This is a genomic window from Pseudomonas sp. YH-1, assembly GCF_051990045.1.
GTDB lineage: Bacteria > Pseudomonadota > Gammaproteobacteria > Pseudomonadales > Pseudomonadaceae > Pseudomonas > Pseudomonas nicosulfuronedens.
Map to the genome: position 1 here is coordinate 207,813 of NZ_CP178184.1, position 23,733 is coordinate 231,545.

The following is a 23,733-nucleotide window of genomic DNA, read 5'->3' on the forward strand; positions in this document are numbered from 1 at the left end:
CCTTTCGCAAAGCATCAATGGCGGTGGTCGACGGTCGGTTCGGGGATCACCAACGGGCCGCAATTCTCTTCACTGACAATCACTGCCAGCAGGCGCGCAGGCTCGCTGGCGCTGGGGTTCTCGGCGAACAGGTGCAGCTCGCGGCTGGGCTCGAACCAGGTCTGGCCCGCGGCGTAAGTCTGCGCCGGCAGGCCCTGCATCTGCGAGCGCACCTGACCACTGAGCACAATGGCGGTTACCGCGCCGGGATGGCGGTGCGCCGGGGTGTAGCCGTTGGGCGGGAAGTCCACCTGCAACGTGGTGACGACCTTGCCGGGCATGTCGGCCAGCGGCTCGCAGGACAGGCGCTTCACCTGTGTGCCAGGCCGTGCACTGGCCAAAGGCCCGGCATGGCTTTGCGCAAGGCTCGCCACTGGACGTGACCCGGGCTGCCAGAGCAAAGCGCCTGCGACGATGGTCACGACCAGCGCCAGCCCGGTGCGTACCTCACGTCGCGATACGAGAATCACGGCGAGGTTCACGCTGACAGTCCCGCCAGGCGAAAGCCCGGCTGCCAGCCCAGGCGATGGCGCGCCTTGGCCGAACTGACGTCGATGTCCTGCTCGGCGACGTTGTAGACGCCGTGCGCCCCCCACTCCAGCGCCAGCAGCGCGGCGCGGGCGGCATCGTCGACATGCACGGCCAGCCTCGGATCAGCCATGTCGGTACCGGTTCCAGGCCCATAAAGCCGGCCATAGCGCAATACGATGCCCTCCATGGGCCGGGCACCGAGCACCGCCTCTTCGAGCGCGGCGACACCCCCGACACTGATGGCGCGCGGGACTTCAGCACCCAGGTCCAACGGCTGTTCCTCGTGCAGCGGCAGCTCGCCCGGCGCGTAAGCCCAGGCGATGCTCTGCGCGACCATGCGCTCGACGCCGGCGGCACGGGCCGCAGCCACCAGATTGGCGGTACCTTCTCGGCGAACGCGCGCGTTGCGCGGCTGGGCGGCGGGCATCAGGGCTGGCTCCAGACCGGCTGGCAGGTCCGTGAGCTGATGGATCACCCAGCGCGGCTGGAACTCCAGCAGCGCGGCATGCAGGGCTGGCGCGTCATAAACGTCCAGCAGCATCGCCCGCGCGCCGGCGCTTTCCAGCGTTGCGGCGCGTTGTGCGGAGCGGCTGATCGCCAATACCTGATAGCCGCGCTCCAGCAGCATCGGCAACAGTCGCTGGCCGATGGCACCGCTGGCGCCGGCGAAGAAGACTTTCATGCACATGGGAGACCTCGAATCGGACGGGCGGGACATGGCACCACTCTAGTGACGCCATGCCCCACCCCACAGAGCCAAGATCATGCAGAACAACTAGGACATGATTGCCGAACCTTGATCCATGTCCACGCAATGTCACGCTCATCGTCTATAACAAACGGCTCAATACCCCGATCCTGAGGAGTCGCCATGAGCCAAGTCTTCGATGTTGCCGTTGTCGTCGGCAGCCTGCGCAAGGAATCCCTGAACCGCAAGATAGCCAAGGCGTTCGCCGCATTGGCGCCGGCCAACCTGAAGCTGGAGATCGTGGAGATCGGCGACCTGCCGCTGTACAACGAAGAGCTCGATGTGAGCACTCCGCCCGCCAGCTACAGCGCCTTCCGCGAGCGCATCGCCCGCGCTGACGCGGTGCTCTTCGTCACTCCCGAATACAACCGCTCGGTACCCGGCGTGCTGAAGAACGCCATCGACGTCGGCTCGCGCCCCTACGGCAAGAGCGCCTGGAACGCCAAGCCCTGCGCCGTGGTGAGTGCCTCTCCGGGGGCCATCGGCGGCTTTGGCGCCAACCACCATCTGCGCCAGTCGCTGGTGTTCCTCAACATGCCGGTGCTGCAGCAGCCTGAAGCCTACCTGGGCGGTGCGGGCGGCTTCTTCGACGAAGCCGGCAAGCTGTCGGAGAAGACCGAGCCCTTCCTGAAGAGCATCATCGATGCCTTCTCCGCCTGGATCGTGCAGAACCAGCCGCGCTGATCGCCGCGAGCGCCGGCACCCGCCGGCGCTTTCCCTCCCCGCCATTCTGAGTAGCCGGTCGCAGGCCGCTGCGGCACCCGGCATTCACGATCGTTCCGGCTGGCCCCACGACTCCTCACACGCCAAGGTTCAGACCCGCTACCTGCGCCCGGACCGTCAATGCTGCGCCACCTTCTGTTTTGCATCCTAGCCACCGCCCTGCTCACCGGCTGCACTTCACCGCCGGTGAAAAAGAAGGTCGACGGCGAGGGCTTCAGCTCCGGGCAGATGCTGCAGAACGACGCCAACCGCGCCGCCAACCTGGCGATGCGCGACAACCTCGGCAGCCTGTCGCTGCTGCTCGACAAGCTCTACAAGCGCAATCCCGGCCAATGGAAGAAAACTGGCGCGACTTCACGGGAACAGGCTCACCAGCGAGTCATGGACGCCATCCGCAACCAACAACCGCTGCCCGGGCTGGACGGCAGGAAGTCGGTGGACGTGCTCCCCCTGGCCTTCGCCCCCGAATTCCAGGGCGACCGGGCCGGCACGTTGATCTACGGGATAGGCAGCATGCTCTTCGAGCTTTACGGCGGAACCGACACGCAGCACCTGCTCAGTGGACTGAACGCGCAGATGACCGCCAATGCGGCCTGGAACATCGAGGTGGCTGCCTGGCTGCTGGCCAGTCGAACCGACAGCAATGGCCAGCCGTTGCTGCTCTCCAACGAGATCAGCAGCAGCGGGCGCAACCTGTCCTTCGAGCGGGAGTTCGGCCGCATGATCGGCCGCCTGGAGCTGCTGGCGCAGATGACCCATGAAAGCCTGCGCCGCAGCGGTATCAACTACGTGCAGGGCATCCTGGCCGCGCCGATCCTCGGCCTGGTGCAGTTCATCCCACTGGACCAGGCTGCGGCGGCAGTGCAGTAGCGGCGGCTAATCCTCCAGCAACCGTGCCAGGCGCTGGCGCAGGTAGCGGTTCTCCGCACGCAACTCGTCCACTTCGTCCAGCAGGCGCAGCGCCAGGGCGATGCCCGGCCAGTCGAGCTCGAACTCGCGGCGCAGACGCACCGCGCGACGCACCACGCTGACCGCCTGGTAATCGAAGACCCAATGCCCTGCGCGTTGTTCGCGGGGCTCCACGATACCCACCTCGACGATCTCGACGAGCACGTCGCGGGGGAGGTTCACCGACTGGCAGAGCTCGTCGAGGTCCACCACCATCACTGTCGTCGTCATGCGCGTTTACCCCAATCGGCACGGGGGTCGAAGGCCGCCTTGGCAGCCAGTTCTTTCCAGAGTTTGCGGGTCGCCTCGTCCGCCGTCTTCGGCATTACCACCTTGAGCACGGCATACAGATCGCCGGCGGAGGCCTCGCCCTTGTTCGGCAGGCCCTTACCCTTGATGCGCAGGCGCTGGCCGGCCTGGCTGTTGGCCGGGATGCCGAGGTTGATCCGCCCGCTCAGCGTGGGTACTTCCACCTTGGCGCCGAGCGCAGCTTCCCAGGGCGCCACCGGCACGGTAACGACCAGGTCGCGGCCATCGACATCGAAGACCGGGTGCGGAACCAGGCGAATCGCCAGGTACAGATCACCCGCCGGCCCGCCGTTGATACCCGGCGCACCCTGCCCCTTGAGGCGGATGCGTTCGCCGTCGGCGGTGCCCACGGGAATCTTCACGTTCAGCGTCTTGCTCTGCGGAGGCAGCTTGCGGCCGTACTCGTCGTAGCTGGGCAGGCTGAAGCTGATCGGCCGGCTGTCGCCTGAGAGGGTTTCCTCGAGGAACAGCGGGACTTCCATCTCCACGTCCTGGCCACGATGGGCCTGCGGCTGGCGCGCACCGCCGAAGCCAGCGTGAGCGCCACCGGCACGGCCACCGAATATCTGCTCGAAGAAGTCGCTGAAGTCCTGTTCGTGCCCCGGCGACGGGCCGTCGAAACCACCGCGTGGCTGCCAGCCGGGCGGCGCCTCGAACTGCGGTCCTTGCGAGCCGTACTTGCGCAGTTCGTCGTACTCGGCACGCTTCTCCGGGCTTTTCAGCACCTCGTAGGCCTCGGAGACGTCCTTGAACTTCGCCTCGGCGTCCGGCTCCTTGCTGACGTCCGGATGGTACTTGCGCGCCAGCTTGCGGTAGGCGGTCTTGATCGCCTTGTCGTCGGCATCGGGTTCGACCCCGAGCGCCGCGTAATAGTCCTTGAATTCCATCGGTAACGGTCACTCCTCACATGCGTTGGACCTGTCGGCGCCTGGGACACGGGGGATTCGCGCGGGCAGCCGGAGCCGCTGCGCGCACTGCGAGGCGAACAGGTGAAAAAAGCGGGTTCTGCCCTAACAGATGGAGTCGCGGCGCCCGCTTTTCAACACTGCCTGCAAGCCTAGACGCTGATCCTGCATCGCGGCCGCCGGGACGACTTGATATCGGTCATGGCATAGTCGTCTTCCGGAATCATCCCCACCCTGGATAGGCCATGACCTCGCCCCTCGATTCCTTCCGCCAGCCGCTGGACCCGAGCCACGAGCTGCCGATCTATCGCCAGCTTTACCAGCGCTTCCGCGATGCCATCACCCGCGGCGCGCTACGGCCGGGCGAGCGCGTACCGCCGGTTCGGGGGTTGGCCAGCGAACTGGGCGTGGCACGCGGCACCGTGGAGCTGGCCTATCAGTTGCTGACCAGCGAGGGCTACCTGCTGGCACGCGGACCGGCGGGCACCGTGGTATCGCCGCAACTGGCGGGGCGCACCACCGCTGCACCGCCCGTGGTCGTTGCGCCGGATACCGTCGAACGCGCCCTGCCCGGCCTGATCGCCCACGGTCCGACCCTGCGGCCGTTCCAGCTCGGCGTGCCGGCACTGGACGCCTTCCCCCGCGCGCTCTGGTCGCGGCTGTGCGCGCGGCGTCTGCGCCAGCAGAGCGCGTCCATGCTGGCTTACCCGGAGCCTTGCGGTTACGGGCCGCTGCGCGAGGCGGTCGCCGGTTACCTGGGAATCTCCCGTGGCATCGTCTGCAACCCTGCGCAGGTGTTCATCTGCGCGGGTTACCAGGGTGCACTGGACCTGATCAGCCGCACCCTGCTCGAACCCGGCCAGCGCTACTGGCACGAAGACCCCGGCTACCCGCGCGGCCGCGAACTGCTGCGCCGGGCCGGTGGCGTGCCGGTGCCGGTCGCGGTGGACGCCGATGGCCTGCGCGTGGAAGACGGTATCGCTCGTGCGCCGGATGCTCGCTTCGCGCTGGTCACGCCGTCACAGCAGAGCCCCACCGGCGTCGCCCTCAGCCTGCCGCGCCGTCTGGCCCTGCTGGACTGGGCCGCCAGCAGCGGCGCGTGGATAGTCGAGGACGACTACGACAGCGAGTACCGCTACGCCGGCTTCCCGCTGCCAGCGCTGAAAAGCCTAGACCGCGCCGGCCGCGTGCTCTACACCGGCACCTTCAGCAAGGTGCTCTATCCTGCCCTGCGCCTGGGCTACCTCGTCGTACCGGCGGGGTTGGTGGAAGACTTCGTACGTGCGCAGCAGGTGTTCTCCTCCGGCTGCGCGGAACTGCTGCAGGCGACCCTCTGCGACTTCATGCAGGAGGGCCATTTCGCCCGTCACCTCAAGCGCACCCGCGCGCTCTATGCCCAGCGCCGCCAGTGGCTGCGCAAGGCGCTGGAAGAGCGCCTGGGCGAACGCCTGCGCTTCGCCGACACGCCCGGCGGGCTGCACTTGATCGGTGCGCTGGACCAGGACGACCTCGCCGTCGCCCGCCGCGCCCATGCCGAGGGCCTCGGTCTGCAAGCGCTGAACGCCTGGTGCATGGAAGCCAGGCGCGAGCCGGCGCTGATCATGAGCTTCACCAACGTCACCGACGAGCAGCTCGCCGGGCGCCTGGCAGAGCGGCTGGCGCCGTTGCTGACCTGAAGTTTCCCCGCGCTCAGCGCGCCTTCCCGTTCGCGAGCAAGCTCGCTCCTACAAGGCCGGCGCCGGCGCGCCCTGCGTAGGAGCGAGCTTGCTCGCGAACCGACCGATGACGACCACAGCCAGCGTCACCGTGAGGTCTTGCCGGGCCCCAGGCAGAGCGACTGGCGCTCTTGCTCGGCTGATTCTGGAGTGCGGGGCGGTCAATACCTCCGATGGCAAAAATTGACTGACAGGTGACGTTGACCGAGGTCAATTTTCCTACGGACGAAGCCGTTAGATTCCCACAACATATTGTTGTCTCGAATACATCGAGACACATCATGTTGTGGAATCAAGCCAATGCCTCCGACACGGACCGCCCCTCTTCCCACCAGCCTGCGCAAGCGTAACGGCAGCTCCGCCGCCTTCGACTCGAGCAAGATCGAACGAGCCATTGCCGCCGCCGGCGAGGCCAGCGGCGAATTCACCGCGCCCCATGCGCAGGAGCTGACCCGTCGCGTAGTGGCCCGCCTGCCGGCACAAAACGACCTGGACGTGGAGCAGGTGCAGGACGTGGTCGAGCGCGCTCTGATGGAAGCCGGCCACTACCCCACCGCGCGCGCCTACATTGTCTACCGCGAACGCCACGGCCGCCTGCGCCGCGAGCGCAAGACGCTGGTGGACGTCGCCGCGTCGATGAACGAATACCTCTCGCGGGAAGACTGGCGGGTGCGCGCCAACGCCAACCAGGGCTATTCCCTGGGCGGGCTGATTCTCAACGTGTCCGGCAAGGTCACCGCCAACTACTGGCTGGACGAGGTGTACAGCGAGGGCATCGCCATCGCCCACCGCGAGGCCGACCTGCACGTCCACGATCTGGACATGCTCGCCGGCTACTGCGCCGGCTGGTCGTTGCGCACCTTGCTCAGCGAAGGCCTGAACGGCGTCCCGGGACGGGTCGAGGCCGGGCCGCCGAAGCACCTCTCCAGCGCCCTGGGGCAGATGGTCAATTTCCTCGGCACCCTGCAGAACGAGTGGGCCGGCGCCCAGGCCTTCAGCTCGTTCGACACCTACCTCGCGCCTTACGTGCGCCAGGACAACCTGAGTTATCAACAGGTGCGCCAGGCGCTGCAGGAGTTCATCTACAACCTCAACGTGCCGTCGCGCTGGGGCACCCAGACGCCCTTCACCAACCTGACCTTCGACTGGGTCTGCCCGGAGGACCTGCGCGAACAGATTCCCTATATCGGCGGCGTGGAAATGCCCTTCGCCTATGGCGATCTGCAAAGCGAGATGGACCTGATCAACCGCGCCTACATCGAGGTGATGCAGGCCGGCGACGCTCACGGCCGGGTGTTCACCTTCCCGATCCCGACGTACAACATCACCCACGACTTCCCCTGGGACAGCGACAACGCCACGCGCCTCTTCGAGATGACCGCGCGCTACGGCCTGCCGTACTTCCAGAACTTCCTCAACTCGGACATGCAGCCCAACCAGGTGCGCTCCATGTGCTGCCGCCTGCAGTTGGATGTGCGCGAACTGCTCAAGCGCGGCAACGGGCTGTTCGGCTCGGCGGAGCAGACCGGCTCGCTGGGCGTGGTGACCCTCAACTGCGCACGCCTGGGCTACCGTCATCGCGGCGACGCTGCCGCCCTCTACGCGCAACTCGACTATCTGCTGGAGCTGGCCTTCGACAGTCTGGAGGTCAAGCGCAAGGTCATCCAGCAGCACATGGACGCCGGGCTGTACCCCTACACCCAGCGCTACCTGGGCACCCTGCGCAACCACTTCTCCACCATCGGCGTGAACGGCCTGCACGAGATGCTGCGCAACCTCACCGATGACCGCGAAGGCCTGCACACCGAGGTCGGCCGGCAGATGGCGCTGGAGCTGCTGGACCATGTACGGGCGCGGCTGGTGCGCTTCCAGGAAGACAGCGGGCACCTCTACAACCTGGAAGCCACGCCAGCCGAAGGCACCACCTACCGCTTCGCCCGTGAGGACCAGAAGCGCCACCCGGACATCCTCCAGGCCGGCACGCCGGATGCGCCCTACTACACCAACTCTTCGCAGTTGCCGGTGGGTCTCACCGACGATCCGTTCGAGGCCCTGGAACTGCAGGACGCCCTGCAGTGCAAATACACCGGCGGAACGGTGCTGCACCTGTACATGGCCGAACGCATCTCCAGCGCCGAGGCCTGCAAGACCCTGGTGCGCACCGCCCTCGGGCGCTTCCGCCTGCCCTACCTGACAGTGACTCCGACTTTCTCCATCTGCCCGGTCCACGGCTACCTCGCCGGCGAACACGAGTTCTGCCCGCGGTGCGACGAAGCCGCACTGCAAAAAGCCGACACCAGGAGCTGTTGTGCCCGCTGATTTCCACTTCAACTTTCATCCACGCAAAAAGGAGCACCACCGATGACCGCCAACCAATTACCCGAAAGCCAGCGCCAGCGCTGCGAGGTGTGGACCCGCGTAATGGGCTATCACCGCCCGGTGACGGCATTCAACGCCGGCAAGCAATCCGAGCACCGCGAGCGCCGTCACTTCCGCGAGACGCGATGAACAGTACGCTCAGGGTCGGGGGCCTGGTGCCCCTGACCACCTTGGACTATCCCGGATTGCTCGCCTGCGTGTTGTTCTGCCAGGGCTGCGCGTGGCGCTGCCGCTACTGCCACAACCCGGAGCTGATTGCGCCGAGGGGCGAGCACGAAATCCACTGGGACGACATCCTCGCGTTCCTCCGGCGACGCCAGGGCCTGCTGCAGGCGGTGGTATTCAGCGGCGGCGAGGCAACGCTGCAGGGCGCTTTGCCGCAAGCCATGGCCAGCGTACGCGCGATGGGTTTTCGCGCCGGGCTGCACAGCGCCGGCATCCGCCCGGAGGCTTTCGCCCGCGCGCTGCCCCATGCCGACTGGGTCGGCTTCGACGTGAAGGGATTGGCCGAGGACGTGGACGCCACGACCGGCGTGAAACGCAGTGGGCTGGCCAACTGGCGCAGCCTGGAACTGTTGCTGGCGAGCGGTGTGGAGCACGAGTGCAGGACGACAGTGCATTGGCAGTTGTTCGATCTGCAGCGATTGCGACGGCTGGCTTTGCGCCTGCGCGAGACCGGTGTGGATAACTTCGTGGTGCAACTGGCCCGCAGCGAGCGGCAGCTCGATCCTGAGCTGATCGCCACGCCGTCTCCTCATGGCGCATCTGATCTCTGGCGGGAGCTGCATGCACTGTTCCCGACCTTCGAATTACGCGACACCTGACAGGATTCGACTGTAGGAGCGAGCTTGCTCGCGAAGGGGCCCCGCTGCAGGCGTCGGTTCGCGAGCAAGCTCGCTCCTACAACGGGCCTACGGCATTGGTGATTTGCAGGCAAAGAAAAGCCCCGCCGAAGCGAGGCTTTTCACTTACCCGAACCGCCAGCCCATCAGGACGACAGGTAAGCCGAACGCGTCAGCCCCAGGCGCAGCGCATCGAGGTACTGGGTACGCTCGCGCACGGTGAGCTTGGCCCCGGCCACCTTGTCGCGGTAGTGGGTCATCAGCTCCTCGGGCGACAGGTGCACGTAGCGCAGCATGTCCTCGATGGTGTCGTGGGTCTCGATGCCGGCGTGGTAGTAGCTGCCGTCAGCGTTCTGGTAGACGTTCACCGAGTCGGTGTCGCCGAACAGGTTGTGCATGTCGCCGAGGATCTCCTGGTAAGCGCCGACCAGGAAGGTGCCGATCAGGTAGTCCTCGCCTTCCTTCACGTCGTGCACCGGCATGCTGGTCTCGATGCTCTGCTCGTCGACGTACTGGGTGATCTTGCCGTCGGAGTCGCAGGTCAGGTCCTGCAGTACCGCGCGGCGGGTCGGCTCCTCGCTCAGGCGGTGGATCGGCAGGATCGGCAGCACCTGGCCGATGGCCCAGGTGTCGGGCAGGCTCTGGAACACCGAGAAGTTGCAGATGTACTTGTCGGCCAGCTTGTCGTTCAGCTCGTCGAGCACCTGGCGGTGCGAGCGCTGGTGCGCCTTGAGCTGGTTGTGCAGGCGGCGGCAGATGGCGAAGTAGCACTGCTCGGCCAGGGCCTTCTGCGCCAGGCTGATCTTGCCTTCGGCGTACTGCGCGGCGGCGTCGCTCATGTAGTGGGTCGCGCGCCAGTAGGTCTCGGTGACCATCTCGGCGTCGGTCGGGCCGAGCAGGTCGGCCAGCCACTGGACGATCTCCGGCTGTTCGGCGAGGTCGGTGATCTTCGGTACTTCGTCGTTGTGGCGCTCGACGTCGGTGACCTGGGTGATCAGCACCGCGTGGTGCGCGGTCAACGCGCGGCCGCTCTCGGAGAAGATATGCGGATGCGGCAGGCCCTGCGCATCGCAGAACTCTTTCAGCATGCCGACCACGACACCGGCGTAGTCGTCGATGTCGTAGTTGATCGAGCTGGCGTTGCGCGAGTGGGTGCCGTCGTAGTCCACGCCCAGGCCGCCACCGACGTCCACGTGGTCCACCGGCAGGCCGAGGGCGCGCAGTTCGCCGTAGTAGCGGATGGCTTCCTTGAAGCCGTGCTGGTAGTCGGCCAGGTTGGCGATCTGCGAGCCCATGTGGAAGTGCAGCAGGCGCACGCCCTGGTCCAGGCCGGCAGCGCGGAAGCGCTCGACCACCGACAGCAGTTGCGCGGCGGACAGGCCGAACTTGGCCTTCTCGCCACCGGTATCGGCCCACTTGGAGGACGCCAGCGAGGACAGGCGCACGCGCAAACCGACCTGGGGCAGCACGCCGATCACGGCGGCTTCCTCGATCACCAGCTGCACCTCGGATTCCTTCTCGATCACGATGAACACGTTGTGGCCGAGCTTCTGCCCCATCAGCGCCAGCTTGATGAACTCGCGGTCCTTGTAACCGTTGCAAACGATGGTGCCGCCCTTGGGCGCCAGGGCCAGCACGGCCATCAGCTCGGGCTTGGAACCGGCTTCCAGGCCGATGGAGACGTTCTGGGTGGCGATGATGCTTTCCACCACCGCTTCCTGCTGGTTCACCTTGATCGGGTACAGCGCGGTGTAGCGGCTGCCGTATTCCAGGCGCGCGATGTTGGCATCGAAGGCGCCGGTGAGCTTGCGCACGCGGTCCTGGAGGATGTCCGGGAAGCGCACCAGCAGCGGCATCGACAGGCCCGCTTCACGCAGCTGCTCGACCAGCCCGTGCAGATCGATCGGCTGGGCATCGGCGCCCTGCGGGCGAACTTCCACGTTACCGGCGTCGTTGATGGCGTAATAGCCCGCGCCCCAGTGGCGAATTCCGTAGATGCTGCGGCTGTCTGCCACGGTCCAGTTGCTGCCGTCGTCTTTGCGGGTCCGTCTAGCGGCCATGCGTGGTGGTCTCCTCAAATTGCGCGAATGTATGCAGGCGCCCGCCCGGCGTGCGGGTGAGTCGTCAAGGCCTGGTGGTGTTAACCTAGCCGGGCCTGATGACGTTGCCGTGTTGACCGCCGGGGTTGGCGGTAAGTTTAGGAAAATCCGACGACGCGCCCAGGACGCACCGATAAATCTCCCATCTAGGGAAAGGGCTTGCCGGCCATGTGCGGGGCACATCGCCTGGAACCCGTTCTCGACAGGGGAGAGTCGCTTGCCCCTTCAGACAAGCAGCAGGGCGGCTCAGCCGCCGGATTTCTTCGCCTTGAGGCCGCGCTTGGTCAGCTCTTCGAGCAGCAGGTCGACGTGGTCGCCCTGGATCTCGATGATGCCGTCCTTCAACGCGCCACCCGTGCCGCAGCGCTTCTTCAGCGCGGTAGCCAGGTCTTTCAGCGCATCGGCCGCCAGCGGCACGCCAGTCACCGTGGTCACGGTCTTGCCACCGCGGCCCTTGGTTTCACGACGCACACGAGCGATGCCATCGCCGGCCGGAATCTCGGCCTGCTTGCAGATGCACGCGCCAATGGGCTGATTGCAGTCCGGGCAGTGCCGGCCGGTATCAGTGGAGTAGACGAGCCCGCCGAGGGCGGACAGGGAGGATGCTTTCTTGACCACCGGGCGTTTCCCCAGGATTGGCCTCTTCGGGCCAGGTCAACGAATGGCCGGCGGGTGCCGACCGCGACGCCCCACTCAGGCAGGGGCTGCGCAATTCCCGGCGGAGGACCCTGCCGGAAAGGTCGCGCAATTTAGCAGCATTGAAGGCAAATGCTAAGAGCGAAAATGCGTCATTGATCGGCACATTGGCGACATGCCTGCGCGGCAGGGCGGTTGTAGGAGCGAGCTTGCTCGCGAACGGGCCCGCTGCGGAGTCGGTTCGCGAGCAAGCTCGCTCCTACAGAAGAGCTGCCCAGCCCGAGGCCGGGGTCAGAAGCTGACCAGGTACTTGCGCAACGCCGCCAGTGAATCCGGGCAGTAAGGCGTGCCTGCCTTGGCTTCGGCCAGCGCCTGGTGCGGGTCGATGAATTTCGCTTCCAGCACTTCTTCGGGCTGCAACGTCAACGGCGCATCGGAAACGGCGGAGAACACCGCGCACCACAGGCGGTTGTCCGGCTGGTCGAAGAAGAAGGTGCCATGGGCGCGCAGTTCGACGCCAGCGATGCCCAGCTCTTCTTCCAGCTCGCGGGCGGCGGACTCGGCGTAGCTCTCGTCCGCTTGCACCATGCCGCCGGCGGCCGGGTCCCAGTAGCCGGGGTAGACCGCCTTGCTCAGGGTACGCCGATGCACGCACAGCTCACCGGCGGAATTGAACAGCAGGATAAAGGTGCCCCGCCCGATCAACCCACGCGCGCGCAGCTCAGCGCGTGGCAGGCTGCCCAGCAACTGATCGTCGTCGTCGACCCAGGCGATCTTCTCGGCGTCCGAAGCCGCCCGATGGGCGGCTTCCTTCTGGCTGATGCCTTCCATCGATCAGCCCTGGGCCAGCAGCTGGCGCAGGTCGATGATCGCGGCGTTGGCGCGGGAGATGTAGTTGGCCATCACCAGCGAGTGGTTGGCCAGCACGCCGAAACCGCTGCCGTTGAGGACCATCGGGCTCCACAGCGGCGCCTCGGCGGCCTCCAGCTCGCGGATGATCTGGCGCACGCTGACGGTGGCGTTCTTCTTCGCCAACACGTCGGCGAAGTCCACCTCGATGGCGCGCAGGATGTGCGACAGCGCCCAGGCCTGGCCGCGGGCTTCGTAGAACACGTTGTCGATCTGCATCCAGGGGGTTTCCTGGATCACTTCCTCGACTTCCGGCGCCTGGCCCGGGGTGACCGGCTGCATCGGCGTGATGTTGGTGTTCAGCTTGACCCGGCCGACGCTGGCCGAGAGGCGCTGGGACAGCGAGCCCAGGCGGGTGGACACGTCACCCAGCCAGTTGTTCAGGCTGTCGGCGCGGGCATAGAACTGCGCGCCGGCCGGATCGGCAGAGAGACGGCCGAGGTAGCGGTCCAGGGACTTGATGCCCTCGGCGTACTCCGACTCGGAGGACGGCAGCGCCCAGCTCTTGTTGTCGAAATTGAAGCGCGGCTCGGCGCGCGCCAGGTCGGCGTCCTCGGTGGACTGCGACTGGGAACGAGCGAAGTCCTTGCGCAGCGCGCGGGACAGGTCGCGCACCTGGACCAGGGCGCCGTATTCCCAGCTGGGCATGTTGTCCAGCCAGACACCCGGCGGGAAGATGTCGTTGGACAGGTAACCGCCTGGCTTGTTGAGCAGCGTGGCGACCACTTCCTTGAGGGTTTCCACCGTGGTGTAGCCCACCACCATCTGCCGGCCGGCACGCTCGGCGGCGGCCTGGGCGTTCTGCTGCACGGGGAAGAGGTCCGGCTCCTGGCTCCAGTACCAGCCGATCGCGCCGCAGATCACCAGGTAGACGCCCAGCAGACCACCGAGCACACGGCCCAGCCAGGGGCCGCCGAAGTAGGCGCGCGCGTCGTCCACCGAGTCGTTCACGCGATCACGTACGGAGCCGCGTTTCTTCCAGTTCCACATGGCAAGTTCCTTGATGTCCCGAATTCGAAGATAGCTTGGACCCGCAACCGGCCCCAGGGTGCCGCGATTTTAGGCCTCGCTGCGCAAGCATGCCGCACGCAGGCACGTCAGCGCAGCCTACCCTGCGCATGGTGCTAGGTAATGGTGCGAATTACAAAGCTTGAGATGTTTGACCGAAGGCACTGTTATTGCCATCAAGGATTGGTAGCATAGGGCCATCAGTGTGTATCACGGCGGAAACATGTTCGCCCCGCAGGCCGCCGGTACGGCCCTATAAAGAAGCGCGCGATGACCGAGCTCGACGATCCATCCCTCGACCGCCTCAAGCATCACTTCGCCCAGCGGGTGATCCACCAGGCCCGTCACCTGCTGGAAGTCTGGCAGCGCCTGTCGCGCGCGGAGTGGAACAGCGCCGGCACGGCCGAGCTGGCCGAGGCCTGCCTGCGCCTGCAGCGCTACGCCGAACGCTTCGAGCAGGCCGAGCATGCGGACCTGGCCAAGGCCATCGACCAGTGTCTGCGCGCCGTTCAGGACAACCGCGGGCGCCTCTCCAGCGAACTGATCACCGAACTCAATCGCCTGATGCAGCGCCTGTCGCGTACGGGCCTGCGTCATGGCGACCAGTTTGAGCAGACCCACCTGCCGCCACTGCGCAAGCCCGTCTACCTCGCCCTGCAGGACCTCGAGCGCGCCGAACGCCTGGCCCAGCAGCTGGAATTCTTCGGCATGGCCGCGCAGCCCTGCGAGCACGCCAACGCCTTCCGCGCCGCCATGGCTGACCGCCATCCGGCGGCCATCGTGATGGAAATCGACTTCGCCGGTGGCCAGGGCCTCGCGCTGGCCGACGAGGCCCAGGCCGGCCTCAAGCAGAAGCTGCCGGTACTGTTCTTCAGCCACGAGGAAACCGACACCCCGACCCGCCTGGCCGCTGCCCGCGCCGGTGGCCAGGATTTCTTCAGCGGTGCACTGGACGCCTCCGGCCTGCTGGAGAAGATCGAGACGCTCACCCGTGTGGCTCATTACGAGCCGTTCCGCGTGCTGATCGTCGACGATTCCCGCGCCCAGGCCGCGCACACCGAGATGGTCCTCAACAGCGCCGGCATCGTTACCCGCGCGCTCACCGCGCCGTTGTCGGTGATGGCCGAGCTGGCCGAGTTCCAGCCAGACCTGATCATCCTCGACATGTACATGCCCGAATGCCTGGGCACCGAGCTGGCCAAGGTGATCCGCCAGCACGAGCGCTATGTCAGTGTGCCGATCATCTACCTGTCCGCCGAGGACGACCTGGACAAGCAGCTCGACGCCATGAGCGAAGGCGGCGATGACTTCCTCACCAAGCCGATCAAGCCGCGCCACCTGATCGCCACCGTGCGCAACCGCGCTGCCCGCGCGCGAAGCCTGAAGGCGCGTATGGTGCGCGACAGCCTCACCGGCCTGTACAACCACACCCATACCCTGCAACTGCTCGACGACGCCCGCTTCCGCGCCCGCCGCGAAGAGCGCCCGCTGACCTTCGCGATGCTCGACATCGACCACTTCAAGCGGGTCAACGACACCTACGGTCACCCTATGGGCGACCGGGTGATCAAGAGTCTGGCACTGTTCCTCAAGCAGCGCCTGCGCAAGACCGATCACATCGGCCGTTACGGCGGCGAAGAGTTCGCCGTGGTGCTGCCGGACACCGACGCCGACTCCGCGCGCAAGGTGCTGGAGGAAATCCGCCAGCGTTTCGCCGAGATCCACTACCCCGCGCAGCCCCACGACCTCTCCTGCACCTTCAGCTGCGGGATCGCCGAGCTGGGGCCGGAGATGGACATCAAGACCCTCGCCAAGCAGGCCGACGAGGCGCTGTACACCGCCAAGCACGGCGGCCGCAACCGCGTCGAGGTCTACAGGTAACCCCCGTCCCGGTCTGGCGCGGCGCTCTGCCGCGCCATTTTCCGACCGAATGCTGGCATCGTGTCATCAGCCAGTAACGAAACTGCAATAGCTTCAGGGCTCGCCGTTTTTTCGCTGTCGGTCGAGACCTGCCATGCGCCTCAAGCTGCTCACCAACCTCAACACCTTCCTGCTTCTGCTCGTCTGTCTCGCGCTGGGCGCCACCCTGTGGTGGTCGCAACGCGCGCTGGAGCGCCCCTTCACGTTGATGGACCGCTACCTGGAACTCTCCCAGGGCTTCGAGCGCAAGGTCGCGCAGAACATTCAGGCGTACCTCGCCAGCGGCGACGCGCTCAAGCAGAAAGCTGCCCAGCAAGGGCTGGACGAACTGGCCCAGGAGCTGCCACGACTGCCGGACAGCCTCAGCCAGCTGCTTGGCCAGAGCCTCGAGGAACTGCACCAGTTCAGCGGCAACCAGCTACTCGCCGCCGGCAAGCTGGCCGGTGATCCGCAGGGCCTGCTGCTGCAGGCCGAACGCGACCTGCTGGCCGCGCTGGACCAGCTCGGCGCCTATACCGATGCCAGCCAGAACCCCGCCGCCGCCGAATACCGCACCCCGCTGCTGCAGGCCGGCCTGCACCTGACACGTCTGGCCCACGCCCGCGCCAAGCTGGTGGAAAGCGGCAACCCGGCGCTGGCCGAGGATATCCAGCGCGAGCTGGAATCCCTGCGCCAACTGGCCGAACGCATCGACGCCCTGCCGCTGCTCGGCGTACTGGAACAGCAAGCCTCCGCCTCCGACGACTTCGCTTCGATGATGGGCCTGGAATCCCAGCCGGCCGCCGAGGCACAGAGCGAGGACCGTGGCGTCACCCTCAAGCGCGACCTCGCCAGCGTGTTGCGCCGCTATCCGGACGAACTCGATCGCACCCGCCAGCTGATCGCCCAGCGCCAGCAACTGGCCAACGCTACTGCCCAGCGCGTGGGCGCCGTGCAGCAGGCACTGGCGACCCTGGAGCCGCAGGTGCGCGAGGAACGCTCGAAGATCCAGACACAGGTGCGCGTCATCCAGGGCGCGCTGATCGCCCTGATCCTCGCCACCGCGCTGCTCATCGACACCCTGCAGCGCCGCCTGGCGCGCGTGCTCGGCCTACTGGTTCCGGCGCTCTCGACCTGGGCGCGCGGCGACTTCGCCAACCCCATTGCGCTGAATACCCGTACCCGGGACCTGGTGGAGCTGCAGGAATCCCTGAATCGCCTGCGCGACTTTCTCGGCACCCTGGTCGGCACCATTCACCAGCGCGCCGAGGAAGTGGCCGGCAGCAGCCGCGCCCTGGCCGAACTGAGCGGCGGCCTGCACGCCGGTGCAGAACGCCAGGCCAGCGACACCGGGGAAATCCGCGACGCGCTGGGCAATATGGAAGCGGCGATCCAGCAGGTGGCCGGCGATGCCAGCCAGGCCGCTTCGGCCAGCCACGCCGCCGGCACGGCCGTCGAGCAGGGCCAGCAGGTGATTGGCAACAGCTTGAGCGGCATGCGCGCGCTGGTGGACGAAGTGCAGAGCAATGCCCAGGCCATCGAGAACCTGGCGGAAGAGTCGGCCACCATCGGCAATGTGCTGGGAGTGATCCGCTCCATCGCCGACCAGACCAACCTGCTGGCGCTGAACGCCGCCATCGAGGCCGCACGAGCCGGTGAGCAAGGCCGTGGCTTTGCCGTGGTCGCCGAAGAGGTCCGTTCATTGGCCCTGCGCACGGCCGGCGCCACCGAGGAAATCCAGCAACTCACCGCGCGCCTGCAGCAGGCCGCACGGCAGTCGGTGGAGGCGATGCGCAGCCAGGTCGAGCACGCGGAAGTCACCGCCAACCAGGCTGGCGCCGCCGAGGGCGCATTGGACGAAGTAGTCGGTGCTATTCGCACCATCGCCAGCATGGCCGAGCGCATCGCCGAGAGCTCCGCACAGCAGAGCGGCGCGGTCAGCGAAATCCGCTCCCACAGCGAACGCATCCACGAACTGGGCAGCCAGAACCTGCGCCTGATCGGCCAGGGGCGTAGCCAGGGCGAGCAGTTGCAGGAGTTGGGCGGGGCATTGCACACCGCCGTTAGAGCGTTCCGGGTCTGAAACAAGGCACTCGCAGGATGGGTGGAGCGCAGCGATACCCATGCTGTGTCGCAGGATCGATGGGTATCGCTGCGCTCCACACCATCCTACATCCGGGTTTCCCCGTGATTGCGGACGCGGGCTGTTAACGCTCGCCGAGCTTGTGCCGCGCCGCGTACAGGCAAACCATCTCCATCGCCAGGGTCGCGCCGGCCAGGGCGGTGATCTCGGCGCTGTCGTAGGGCGGCGCGACTTCCACCACGTCCATCCCCACCAGGTTGATACCGCGCAGCGCGCGGAGGATTTCCAGCGCCTGGTGCGAACTCAGCCCGCCGCAGACCGGTGTGCCGGTACCCGGTGCGAAGGCCGGGTCGAGGCAGTCGATGTCGAAGGTCAGGTACACCGGGTTGTCGCCGACCCGCGCGCGGATGCGTTCGGCGATGGCCTGCGGTGTGTTGCGGTGCACCTCGCGGGCATCGAGTACCTGGAAACCCATGACGTCGTCGTTGGTGGTGCGCAGTCCGACCTGCACCGAGCGCGCCGGGTCGACCAGCCCCTCGCGGGCGGCGTGGTAGAACATGGTGCCATGGTCGATGCGCTGGCAGTCCTCGTCCGGCCACGTATCGCTGTGGGCGTCGAAGTGGATCAGCGACAGCGGCCCGTGTTGCTTCGCGTGGGCCTTGAGCAGCGGGTAGCTGATGAAGTGATCACCGCCCAGGGTCAGCAGCGCGCAGCCGGCATCGAGGATGCGCGCGGCGTGGGCCTCGATGACCTCCGGGGTTTCCTGCGGTACGCCGTGGTCGAAGGAGCAGTCGCCGTAGTCGATCACGGCCAGGTGGTCGAAGGGATCGAACTCCCAGGGGAAGTGCCGGGCCCAGGCCATCTGCACCGAGGCGGCGCGGATCGCACGCGGTCCGAAGCGGCTGCCGGGGCGATTGGTGGTGGCCGTGTCGAAGGGCACGCCGCTGACCACCAGGTCGACGCCGCGCAGGTCGCGGCTGTAGCGGCGACGCATGAAGCTGGTGACGCCGGCGTAGGTGGATTCGGCAGCGGTGCCGTAAAGGCTGTCGCGGGTTATGGCCTGGTCGTTGTCGTTTGCGAGATCCATGGCGTCCTCTTTTTAGTTATCAGGTGATCACGGTGTTCGGAGCGCTCTACAACGTAGGGCGCATAACCTGGAACAGGTTATCCGCCAGCCCCGTTTCAGCTCGGCGGATAACGCTGGCGCGTTATGCGCCCTACGAGAGGTTCCAGGTCAGCTACGGGTACGGAACGCCGACCAGAGCCGGGTACGGTCGCGCTGTTGCTTGAGGGTCAGCAGCTGCTCGCCGAACAGCTTCTGGCGCATGGCCGCCGGCGGGTAGATATCCGGATCGCTGGCGACATCGGCGTTGAGCAGCGGCGTCGCCTTGAGGTTGGCGTTGGCGAAGTACAGGGTGTTGGTCAGCTCGGCGATGGAATCCGGGCGCAGCATGAAGTCGATGAAAGCACGAGCTTCCTGCGGGTGCGGAGCGTCCACCGGGATGGCCATGGTGTCGAACCAGATCAGCGTGCCTTCTCTGGGAATCCGGTAGATCACCTCGAACGGCTTGTTCGCCTGCTTGGCCTGCGCTGCGCCCATCAGCGCGTCGCCGGTGTAGGTCAGGGCAACGCACAGCGAACCATTGGCCAGGTCATTGATGTGCTTGCCGCTGGCGATGTAGCGCACGTCGGGTTGCAGCTTGCCCAGCAGTTCACGGACCTGGGCGAGGTCGGACGGCTCGGTGCTGTAGGGCGACTTGCCGAGGTAGTTGAGCGCGACGCTGATGACTTCCTGGGGCGAGTCGATCAGCGAGATGCCACAGTCGGCCAGGCGACTGGCGTATTCGGGTTTGAACAGCAGGTCGAGGCTGTCCAGCGGCGCATCGGGGATGCGCTTGAGCACTTCGTCCTTGTTGATCGCCAGACCCACGGTGCCCCACGTATAAGGCACACCGAAGCGATTGCCCGGATCGATGGCGGCGAGTTTGGCCAGCAGTTCCGGATCGAGGTTGGGGAAGTTCTTCAGTTGCGCATCGTCCACCGGCTGCACGGCCTTGGCCTGAATCGCGCGGGCCAGCCCGCTGCTGGCGGGGAAGACGACGTCATAGCCGCTGCGGCCGGTCATCAGCTTGCTGTCGAGCACCTCGGCACTGTCGAAGGTGTCGTACTTGACCCGGATGCCGGTTTCCTTCTGGAACCGCTGCAGCGCGTCCGCGCCGACGTAGTCCGCCCAGTTGTAGAGGTTGAGCACCCGCTCCTGCGCCTGCAGGGGCACGGCCAGCGCCACGGCCAGTGCCGCGAGGGTCGCCCGGAAGAACACACGCATGATCATCGCCTCAGGGTTGTTGTGGTTATGCGACGAGCATGGGGCGGGCTTTACTTTGTAAAAATACAAAGTTAATTACTTTGGCATTTCACCCTGACAATGTTTGGAGCCCACCATGCTCAGCCAGTTGCGCGACCTCGACCTGCAGTTGCTGCGCCTCTTCGTCACGGTGGTGGAGTGCGGAGGCTTCAGCGCGGCACAGGGCGAGCTGGGCTTGAGCCAGCCAAGCATCAGCATCCAGATGGCCAAGCTGGAGACGCGCCTGGGCTACCGCCTGTGCGAGCGCGGCAAGGGCGGCTTCCGCCTGACGCCCAAGGGCGAGCACCTGCTGCAGGCAACGCGGCGACTGTTCCTCTCCATCGAGGACTTCCGCGATGAGGCCCGTGGCGTAGCCGACAAGCTGCTCGGCGAAGTACGAATCGGCCTTTCGGAAAGCCTGGAAGAGAGTGTTCTGGAGCAGCTGTCCGATGCCATCCGGCGCTTTCGCCAGCGCAACGAGGCAGTCACCCTGGACCTGCTCACCGCCACACCCGCCGAACTGGAGCGCCTGCTGTTGCAGGATCGCCTGCACCTGGCGGTGGGTTATTTCGCCGGCACCCAGGCGGCGCTGCAGCACACCACCCTCTTCATCGAGCCGCAGGGGCTGTACTGCGGGGCTGGCCATCCGGCATTCAAGGAAAAGAAACCAACCCGCGATTCCCTGGCCGACGCCGACCAGGTGTTGCATCCCTACCGCTTCATCGCCGCCGACGAGCCGTTGCAGACCAGCCGTAGCAGCGCACGCTGCGAACAGGTGGACGGTAGCCTGGCGTTCATCCTCTCCGGCGCGCACATCGGCTACTTGCCCCGACATGTCGCCCAGCCCTGGATCGAACGTGGCCAGCTACGCGAATTGCTGGCGGGCGAGTTGGGCTTCGACGTCGCCTTCAGCCTGACCCGCCACCGCGGCCGCCACCCCGGCGACGCCGAACAGGCCTTCGTCGGCGACCTGCTGGCAGCCTTCGGCCAGCACGCGGCCGATTGACGCAGCGGCGCCATGGGAACCGAGACTCGTAGGCGCAGTCCCACAGCCTCTATCACTTCTTGTGACAGCTGATCCGGCAACGCCTCGGGCCGCGCCGGAAGCTTTCCGCTATCATGCCCGCCACCCTGTAGTCCGCGAGATGTCCATGCGCCGCCTGCTCACCCTGCTCCTCCTTCTGGTCGCCCTGCCCGCTGCCGCCGGCCTGTTCGACAAAACCGCCGACAAGGGCGGCTTCGCTGTCGGGCAACCGGCCAAGGGCGACTTCCTGCCGGTGGCCGAGGCCTTCCGCGTCAGCGTCGAGGACAGTGACAGCCAGCAGGTGAAGCTGCGTTTCATCAACGCCGACGGCTACTACCTCTACCAGCATCGCTTCAGCTTCAAGGTCGAGCCCGCCGACAGCGGCGTGAGCGTCGGCGAAGTGAAGCTGCCGCCAGGCAAACAGCACCACGACGACTACTTCGGCGACACGGTGGTCTACTACGCCATCACCGACATCGACGTGCCGCTGATCAATCCGCAGCACAAGCCCTTCACCCTTGTCGTCAGCTACCAGGGCTGCGCCGACAAGGGGCTGTGCTATGCACCGGAAACCACCCGCCTGCAGATCGCCGACGGCCAGGCTGCCAGTGTGGTGACAGGCCCCGCCCCCTCCTCTGCCGCCAACTCCGCCGCTGCTTCGAGCAACCCGCTGGCCAGCCTGCTGGGCGACCACGAGCCGGGCAAGATCAAGAAGCTCGGCCGCGCCCTGGTGATCTTCTTCCTGCTGGGTCTGGCGCTGACCTTCACCCCCTGTGTGCTGCCGATGCTGCCGATCCTCTCCGGCGTGGTCCTGCGCGGCCGTCCGGGCGGCATGCGCGGCCTGGCACTGTCGTTGGCCTACGTACTGCCGATGGCCGCCTGCTACGCGGTGCTCGGCACGCTGATGGGCCTGTTCGGTGCCAAGCTCAACCTTCAGGCGATGCTGCAGTCGCCCTGGGTGCTGATCCCCTTCGCGGCCTTCTTCGTGGTCTTCGCCATCGCCATGTTCGGCGTGTTCGAGATGCGCTTGCCGGGCTTCCTGCGCGAGCGCCTGGACAACATGGCGAACAACACCCGTGGCGGCTCCATCGCCGGCGCGGCGACCCTGGGCGTGCTCTCCAGCCTGCTGGTATCGCCCTGCGTCACCGCCCCGTTGGCCGGCCTGCTGCTGTATATCAGCAGCACCGGCGACGCAGTGGGCGGCGGCCTGCTGCTGTTCTCCCTGGGCCTGGGCATGGGCACGCCGCTGGTGATCTTCGCCGTCGGCGGCGGAGCGCTGTTGCCCAAGAGCGGCGCCTGGATGAACGGCGTGCGCAACGTCTTCGGCGTGATGCTGCTGGCGGTAGCGATCTGGATGCTTGAGCGGCTGGTCTCCGGTCCGGTGGCGCTGACCCTCTGGGGCACCCTGGCCGGCGGCATCGCCCTGGCCATCGGCACCCTCGAGCTGGGGCCGAAGAAACCGCTGCAACGCGGCGGCCAACTGATCGGCCTGATGCTGCTGGTCTACGCCGTGGCCGCCTGGACCGGCGCCCTGCAAGGCGAATCCGACCCGCTGCACCCGCTGGGCCGCAGCGGTCAACGCATCCATGCCGGCCCGCCCAGCTCCACGCCTGGCGACTGGCAGAACATCACCACCCCGGCGCAGCTCAACGCCGCGCTGGCCAGCGCCCAGGCCGCCGGTCGCCCGGTGCTGCTGGACTGGTACGCCGACTGGTGTATCAGCTGCAAGATCATCGAGCGCCAGGTGTTGCCGGCGCCGGAAGTCCAGTCGCAACTGCCCGGCTTCGTCCTGCTGCGCTTCGACATGACCGCCAGCACCGAGGAACAGCGCGCCCTGCTCGACCGCTACAACCTGTTCGGCCCGCCGGCGCTGCTGTTCTTCTCGCCCAAAGGCGACGAATGGTCGGACCTGCGCATCATCGGCGAGACCGACGCCGCCACCCTCGCCGACCGCCTGAAACAGGCTGGAACGCGCTCCTGATCACCGTTTGATTGCAATGGTTTTGCCGTAATCGGCTGGCAACATGCTGACATCTACGGCAAAACCCGCATGACTGGACAGTCACGCCGGCTTTCCGGCATAGTCCCGCCCATTCTTTTCCCGCCAATAAGAAGGACTACAGCATCCAGATGGCGACCTTACTGGTACTGCACGGGCCCAATCTCAACCTGCTGGGCACTCGCGAGCCCGACAAGTACGGCTCCGTCACCCTCGAGCAGATCAACCAGGACCTGGAGCGCCGCGCCCGTGAGGCCGGCCACCACCTGATGCACCTGCAGAGCAACGCCGAGTACGAACTGATCGACCGGATCCACGCCGCGCGCAACGAAGGCGTGGACTTCATCGTCATCAATCCGGCCGCTTTCACGCATACAAGTGTCGCTCTACGTGACGCATTGCTCGCAGTGAGCATCCCATTCATCGAAGTGCACCTCTCCAACGTGCACAAACGTGAACCTTTCCGGCATCACTCCTACTTTTCCGACGTGGCGGTAGGGGTGATCTACGGTCTGGGAGCCACAGGCTACCGCCTGGCCCTGGAATCCGCCCTCGAACAACTTGAACGCCCGTGACCTCACCTGGGAGAGCGA

Annotated in this window: 19 protein-coding genes and 1 pseudogene; 10 read left to right on the plus strand and 10 right to left on the minus strand. The window is 66.4% G+C overall.

Annotated elements, in window-relative coordinates:
* Positions 1-14 precede the first annotated feature (14 nt).
* Together ACKI1H_RS01015 and ACKI1H_RS01020 are read right to left on the minus strand one after the other, a co-directional pair.
* Positions 15-521, minus strand: coding sequence for a cupin domain-containing protein (locus tag ACKI1H_RS01015; protein ID WP_440467418.1), 507 nt, complete (start codon positions 519-521; stop codon positions 15-17).
* Entirely contained in the window at positions 518-1,258 is a 741-nt protein-coding gene (locus ACKI1H_RS01020) for an NAD-dependent epimerase/dehydratase family protein (protein WP_440467419.1), read from the minus strand. The genes ACKI1H_RS01015 and ACKI1H_RS01020 overlap by 4 nt, the downstream gene beginning before the upstream one ends.
* A 183-nt stretch (positions 1,259-1,441) precedes the next feature.
* On the opposite strand from ACKI1H_RS01020, the gene ACKI1H_RS01025 reads away from it, so the two are divergent.
* Together ACKI1H_RS01025 and ACKI1H_RS01030 are read left to right on the plus strand one after the other, a co-directional pair.
* The gene (locus ACKI1H_RS01025) at positions 1,442-2,002 is read left to right on the plus strand and encodes an NADPH-dependent FMN reductase (protein ID WP_440467420.1); all 561 of its coding nucleotides are present in this window, start codon (positions 1,442-1,444) and stop codon (positions 2,000-2,002) included.
* A 159-nt stretch (positions 2,003-2,161) separates the two neighbouring features.
* Positions 2,162-2,911 (plus strand): hypothetical protein, encoded by a 750-nt coding sequence (locus tag ACKI1H_RS01030; protein WP_138525823.1) that lies wholly within the window; start codon positions 2,162-2,164, stop codon positions 2,909-2,911.
* 6 nt (positions 2,912-2,917) lie between these two features.
* Here ACKI1H_RS01030 and ACKI1H_RS01035 read toward each other — a convergent pair whose 3' ends face one another.
* Together ACKI1H_RS01035 and cbpA are read right to left on the minus strand one after the other, a co-directional pair.
* Positions 2,918-3,220 carry a chaperone modulator CbpM gene (locus ACKI1H_RS01035; RefSeq protein ID WP_225594885.1) on the minus strand — a complete coding sequence of 101 codons (303 nt, stop codon included), beginning with the start codon at positions 3,218-3,220 and terminating at the stop codon, positions 2,918-2,920.
* Positions 3,217-4,185 (minus strand): curved DNA-binding protein, encoded by a 969-nt coding sequence (cbpA, locus tag ACKI1H_RS01040; protein WP_440467421.1) that lies wholly within the window; start codon positions 4,183-4,185, stop codon positions 3,217-3,219. The genes ACKI1H_RS01035 and cbpA overlap by 4 nt, the downstream gene beginning before the upstream one ends.
* Before the next feature lie 263 nt (positions 4,186-4,448).
* Here cbpA and pdxR point away from each other — a divergent pair, with 263 nt between their 5' ends.
* From pdxR to ACKI1H_RS01055, 3 genes and pseudogenes are all read left to right on the plus strand, one after another.
* The gene (gene pdxR / locus ACKI1H_RS01045) at positions 4,449-5,879 is read left to right on the plus strand and encodes a MocR-like pyridoxine biosynthesis transcription factor PdxR (RefSeq protein ID WP_440467422.1); all 1,431 of its coding nucleotides are present in this window, start codon (positions 4,449-4,451) and stop codon (positions 5,877-5,879) included.
* Between the two features lie 339 nt (positions 5,880-6,218).
* Positions 6,219-8,417, plus strand: a pseudogene (locus ACKI1H_RS01050) (ribonucleoside triphosphate reductase); the annotation flags it as partial.
* Positions 8,418-8,422: 5 nt separating this feature from the next.
* Positions 8,423-9,121 carry an anaerobic ribonucleoside-triphosphate reductase activating protein gene (locus ACKI1H_RS01055; protein ID WP_138525819.1) on the plus strand — a complete coding sequence of 233 codons (699 nt, stop codon included), beginning with the start codon at positions 8,423-8,425 and terminating at the stop codon, positions 9,119-9,121.
* Between the two features lie 164 nt (positions 9,122-9,285).
* Here ACKI1H_RS01055 and speA read toward each other — a convergent pair whose 3' ends face one another.
* The 4 genes from speA to ACKI1H_RS01075 all read right to left on the minus strand — a co-directional run bounded on the left by speA (position 9,286) and on the right by ACKI1H_RS01075 (position 13,773).
* The gene (speA, locus tag ACKI1H_RS01060; RefSeq protein ID WP_440467423.1) at positions 9,286-11,199 is read right to left on the minus strand and encodes an arginine decarboxylase; all 1,914 of its coding nucleotides are present in this window, start codon (positions 11,197-11,199) and stop codon (positions 9,286-9,288) included.
* Positions 11,200-11,484: 285 nt separating this feature from the next.
* The gene (locus tag ACKI1H_RS01065; protein ID WP_138525817.1) at positions 11,485-11,856 is read right to left on the minus strand and encodes a translation initiation factor Sui1; all 372 of its coding nucleotides are present in this window, start codon (positions 11,854-11,856) and stop codon (positions 11,485-11,487) included.
* Positions 11,857-12,165: 309 nt separating this feature from the next.
* Complete coding sequence (locus ACKI1H_RS01070) at positions 12,166-12,705, minus strand: NUDIX hydrolase (protein WP_440467424.1); 540 nt, start codon at positions 12,703-12,705, stop codon at positions 12,166-12,168.
* Between the two features lie 3 nt (positions 12,706-12,708).
* The gene (locus tag ACKI1H_RS01075; protein WP_045216423.1) at positions 12,709-13,773 is read right to left on the minus strand and encodes a DUF2333 family protein; all 1,065 of its coding nucleotides are present in this window, start codon (positions 13,771-13,773) and stop codon (positions 12,709-12,711) included.
* 288 nt (positions 13,774-14,061) lie between these two features.
* Between ACKI1H_RS01075 and ACKI1H_RS01080 the strand changes: the two genes are divergently transcribed.
* Both ACKI1H_RS01080 and ACKI1H_RS01085 read left to right on the plus strand, forming a co-directional pair.
* Positions 14,062-15,672, plus strand: a complete 1,611-nt coding sequence (locus ACKI1H_RS01080; RefSeq protein WP_440467425.1) for a GGDEF domain-containing response regulator — start codon at positions 14,062-14,064, stop codon at positions 15,670-15,672.
* 1,513 nt (positions 15,673-17,185) lie between these two features.
* The gene (locus ACKI1H_RS01085) at positions 17,186-17,773 is read left to right on the plus strand and encodes a methyl-accepting chemotaxis protein (RefSeq protein WP_425048997.1); all 588 of its coding nucleotides are present in this window, start codon (positions 17,186-17,188) and stop codon (positions 17,771-17,773) included.
* A 124-nt stretch (positions 17,774-17,897) separates the two neighbouring features.
* Here the strand turns inward: ACKI1H_RS01085 and speB are convergent, their stop codons facing one another.
* Entirely contained in the window at positions 17,898-18,860 is a 963-nt protein-coding gene (speB, locus tag ACKI1H_RS01090; protein WP_138525813.1) for an agmatinase, read from the minus strand.
* 147 nt (positions 18,861-19,007) lie between these two features.
* Positions 19,008-20,099, minus strand: a complete 1,092-nt coding sequence (locus tag ACKI1H_RS01095) for a polyamine ABC transporter substrate-binding protein (protein WP_440467426.1) — start codon at positions 20,097-20,099, stop codon at positions 19,008-19,010.
* A 115-nt stretch (positions 20,100-20,214) separates the two neighbouring features.
* Between ACKI1H_RS01095 and ACKI1H_RS01100 the strand changes: the two genes are divergently transcribed.
* The 3 genes from ACKI1H_RS01100 to aroQ all read left to right on the plus strand — a co-directional run bounded on the left by ACKI1H_RS01100 (position 20,215) and on the right by aroQ (position 23,715).
* A complete protein-coding gene (locus ACKI1H_RS01100) occupies positions 20,215-21,123 on the plus strand; it encodes a LysR family transcriptional regulator (protein ID WP_138525811.1) in 909 nt (302 codons plus the stop codon).
* A 145-nt stretch (positions 21,124-21,268) separates the two neighbouring features.
* Positions 21,269-23,122, plus strand: a complete 1,854-nt coding sequence (locus ACKI1H_RS01105) for a protein-disulfide reductase DsbD (RefSeq protein WP_440467427.1) — start codon at positions 21,269-21,271, stop codon at positions 23,120-23,122.
* 149 nt (positions 23,123-23,271) lie between these two features.
* The gene (gene aroQ / locus ACKI1H_RS01110) at positions 23,272-23,715 is read left to right on the plus strand and encodes a type II 3-dehydroquinate dehydratase (protein ID WP_440467428.1); all 444 of its coding nucleotides are present in this window, start codon (positions 23,272-23,274) and stop codon (positions 23,713-23,715) included.
* Positions 23,716-23,733 lie beyond the last annotated feature (18 nt).

Coding starts and splice junctions, on each gene's coding strand:
- ACKI1H_RS01020 (WP_440467419.1), bottom strand. CDS start 1,258: ATGTGCATGAAAGTCTTCTTCGCCGGCGCCAGCGGTGCCATCGGCCAG.
- ACKI1H_RS01025 (WP_440467420.1), top strand. CDS start 1,442: ATGAGCCAAGTCTTCGATGTTGCCGTTGTCGTCGGCAGCCTGCGCAAG.
- ACKI1H_RS01030 (WP_138525823.1), top strand. CDS start 2,162: ATGCTGCGCCACCTTCTGTTTTGCATCCTAGCCACCGCCCTGCTCACC.
- ACKI1H_RS01035 (WP_225594885.1), bottom strand. CDS start 3,220: ATGACGACGACAGTGATGGTGGTGGACCTCGACGAGCTCTGCCAGTCG.
- cbpA (WP_440467421.1), bottom strand. CDS start 4,185: ATGGAATTCAAGGACTATTACGCGGCGCTCGGGGTCGAACCCGATGCC.
- pdxR (WP_440467422.1), top strand. CDS start 4,449: ATGACCTCGCCCCTCGATTCCTTCCGCCAGCCGCTGGACCCGAGCCAC.
- ACKI1H_RS01055 (WP_138525819.1), top strand. CDS start 8,423: ATGAACAGTACGCTCAGGGTCGGGGGCCTGGTGCCCCTGACCACCTTG.
- speA (WP_440467423.1), bottom strand. CDS start 11,199: ATGGCCGCTAGACGGACCCGCAAAGACGACGGCAGCAACTGGACCGTG.
- ACKI1H_RS01070 (WP_440467424.1), bottom strand. CDS start 12,705: ATGGAAGGCATCAGCCAGAAGGAAGCCGCCCATCGGGCGGCTTCGGAC.
- ACKI1H_RS01075 (WP_045216423.1), bottom strand. CDS start 13,773: ATGTGGAACTGGAAGAAACGCGGCTCCGTACGTGATCGCGTGAACGAC.
- ACKI1H_RS01080 (WP_440467425.1), top strand. CDS start 14,062: ATGACCGAGCTCGACGATCCATCCCTCGACCGCCTCAAGCATCACTTC.
- ACKI1H_RS01085 (WP_425048997.1), top strand. CDS start 17,186: ATGCGCGCGCTGGTGGACGAAGTGCAGAGCAATGCCCAGGCCATCGAG.
- speB (WP_138525813.1), bottom strand. CDS start 18,860: ATGGATCTCGCAAACGACAACGACCAGGCCATAACCCGCGACAGCCTT.
- ACKI1H_RS01095 (WP_440467426.1), bottom strand. CDS start 20,099: ATGCGTGTGTTCTTCCGGGCGACCCTCGCGGCACTGGCCGTGGCGCTG.
- ACKI1H_RS01100 (WP_138525811.1), top strand. CDS start 20,215: ATGCTCAGCCAGTTGCGCGACCTCGACCTGCAGTTGCTGCGCCTCTTC.
- ACKI1H_RS01105 (WP_440467427.1), top strand. CDS start 21,269: ATGCGCCGCCTGCTCACCCTGCTCCTCCTTCTGGTCGCCCTGCCCGCT.
- aroQ (WP_440467428.1), top strand. CDS start 23,272: ATGGCGACCTTACTGGTACTGCACGGGCCCAATCTCAACCTGCTGGGC.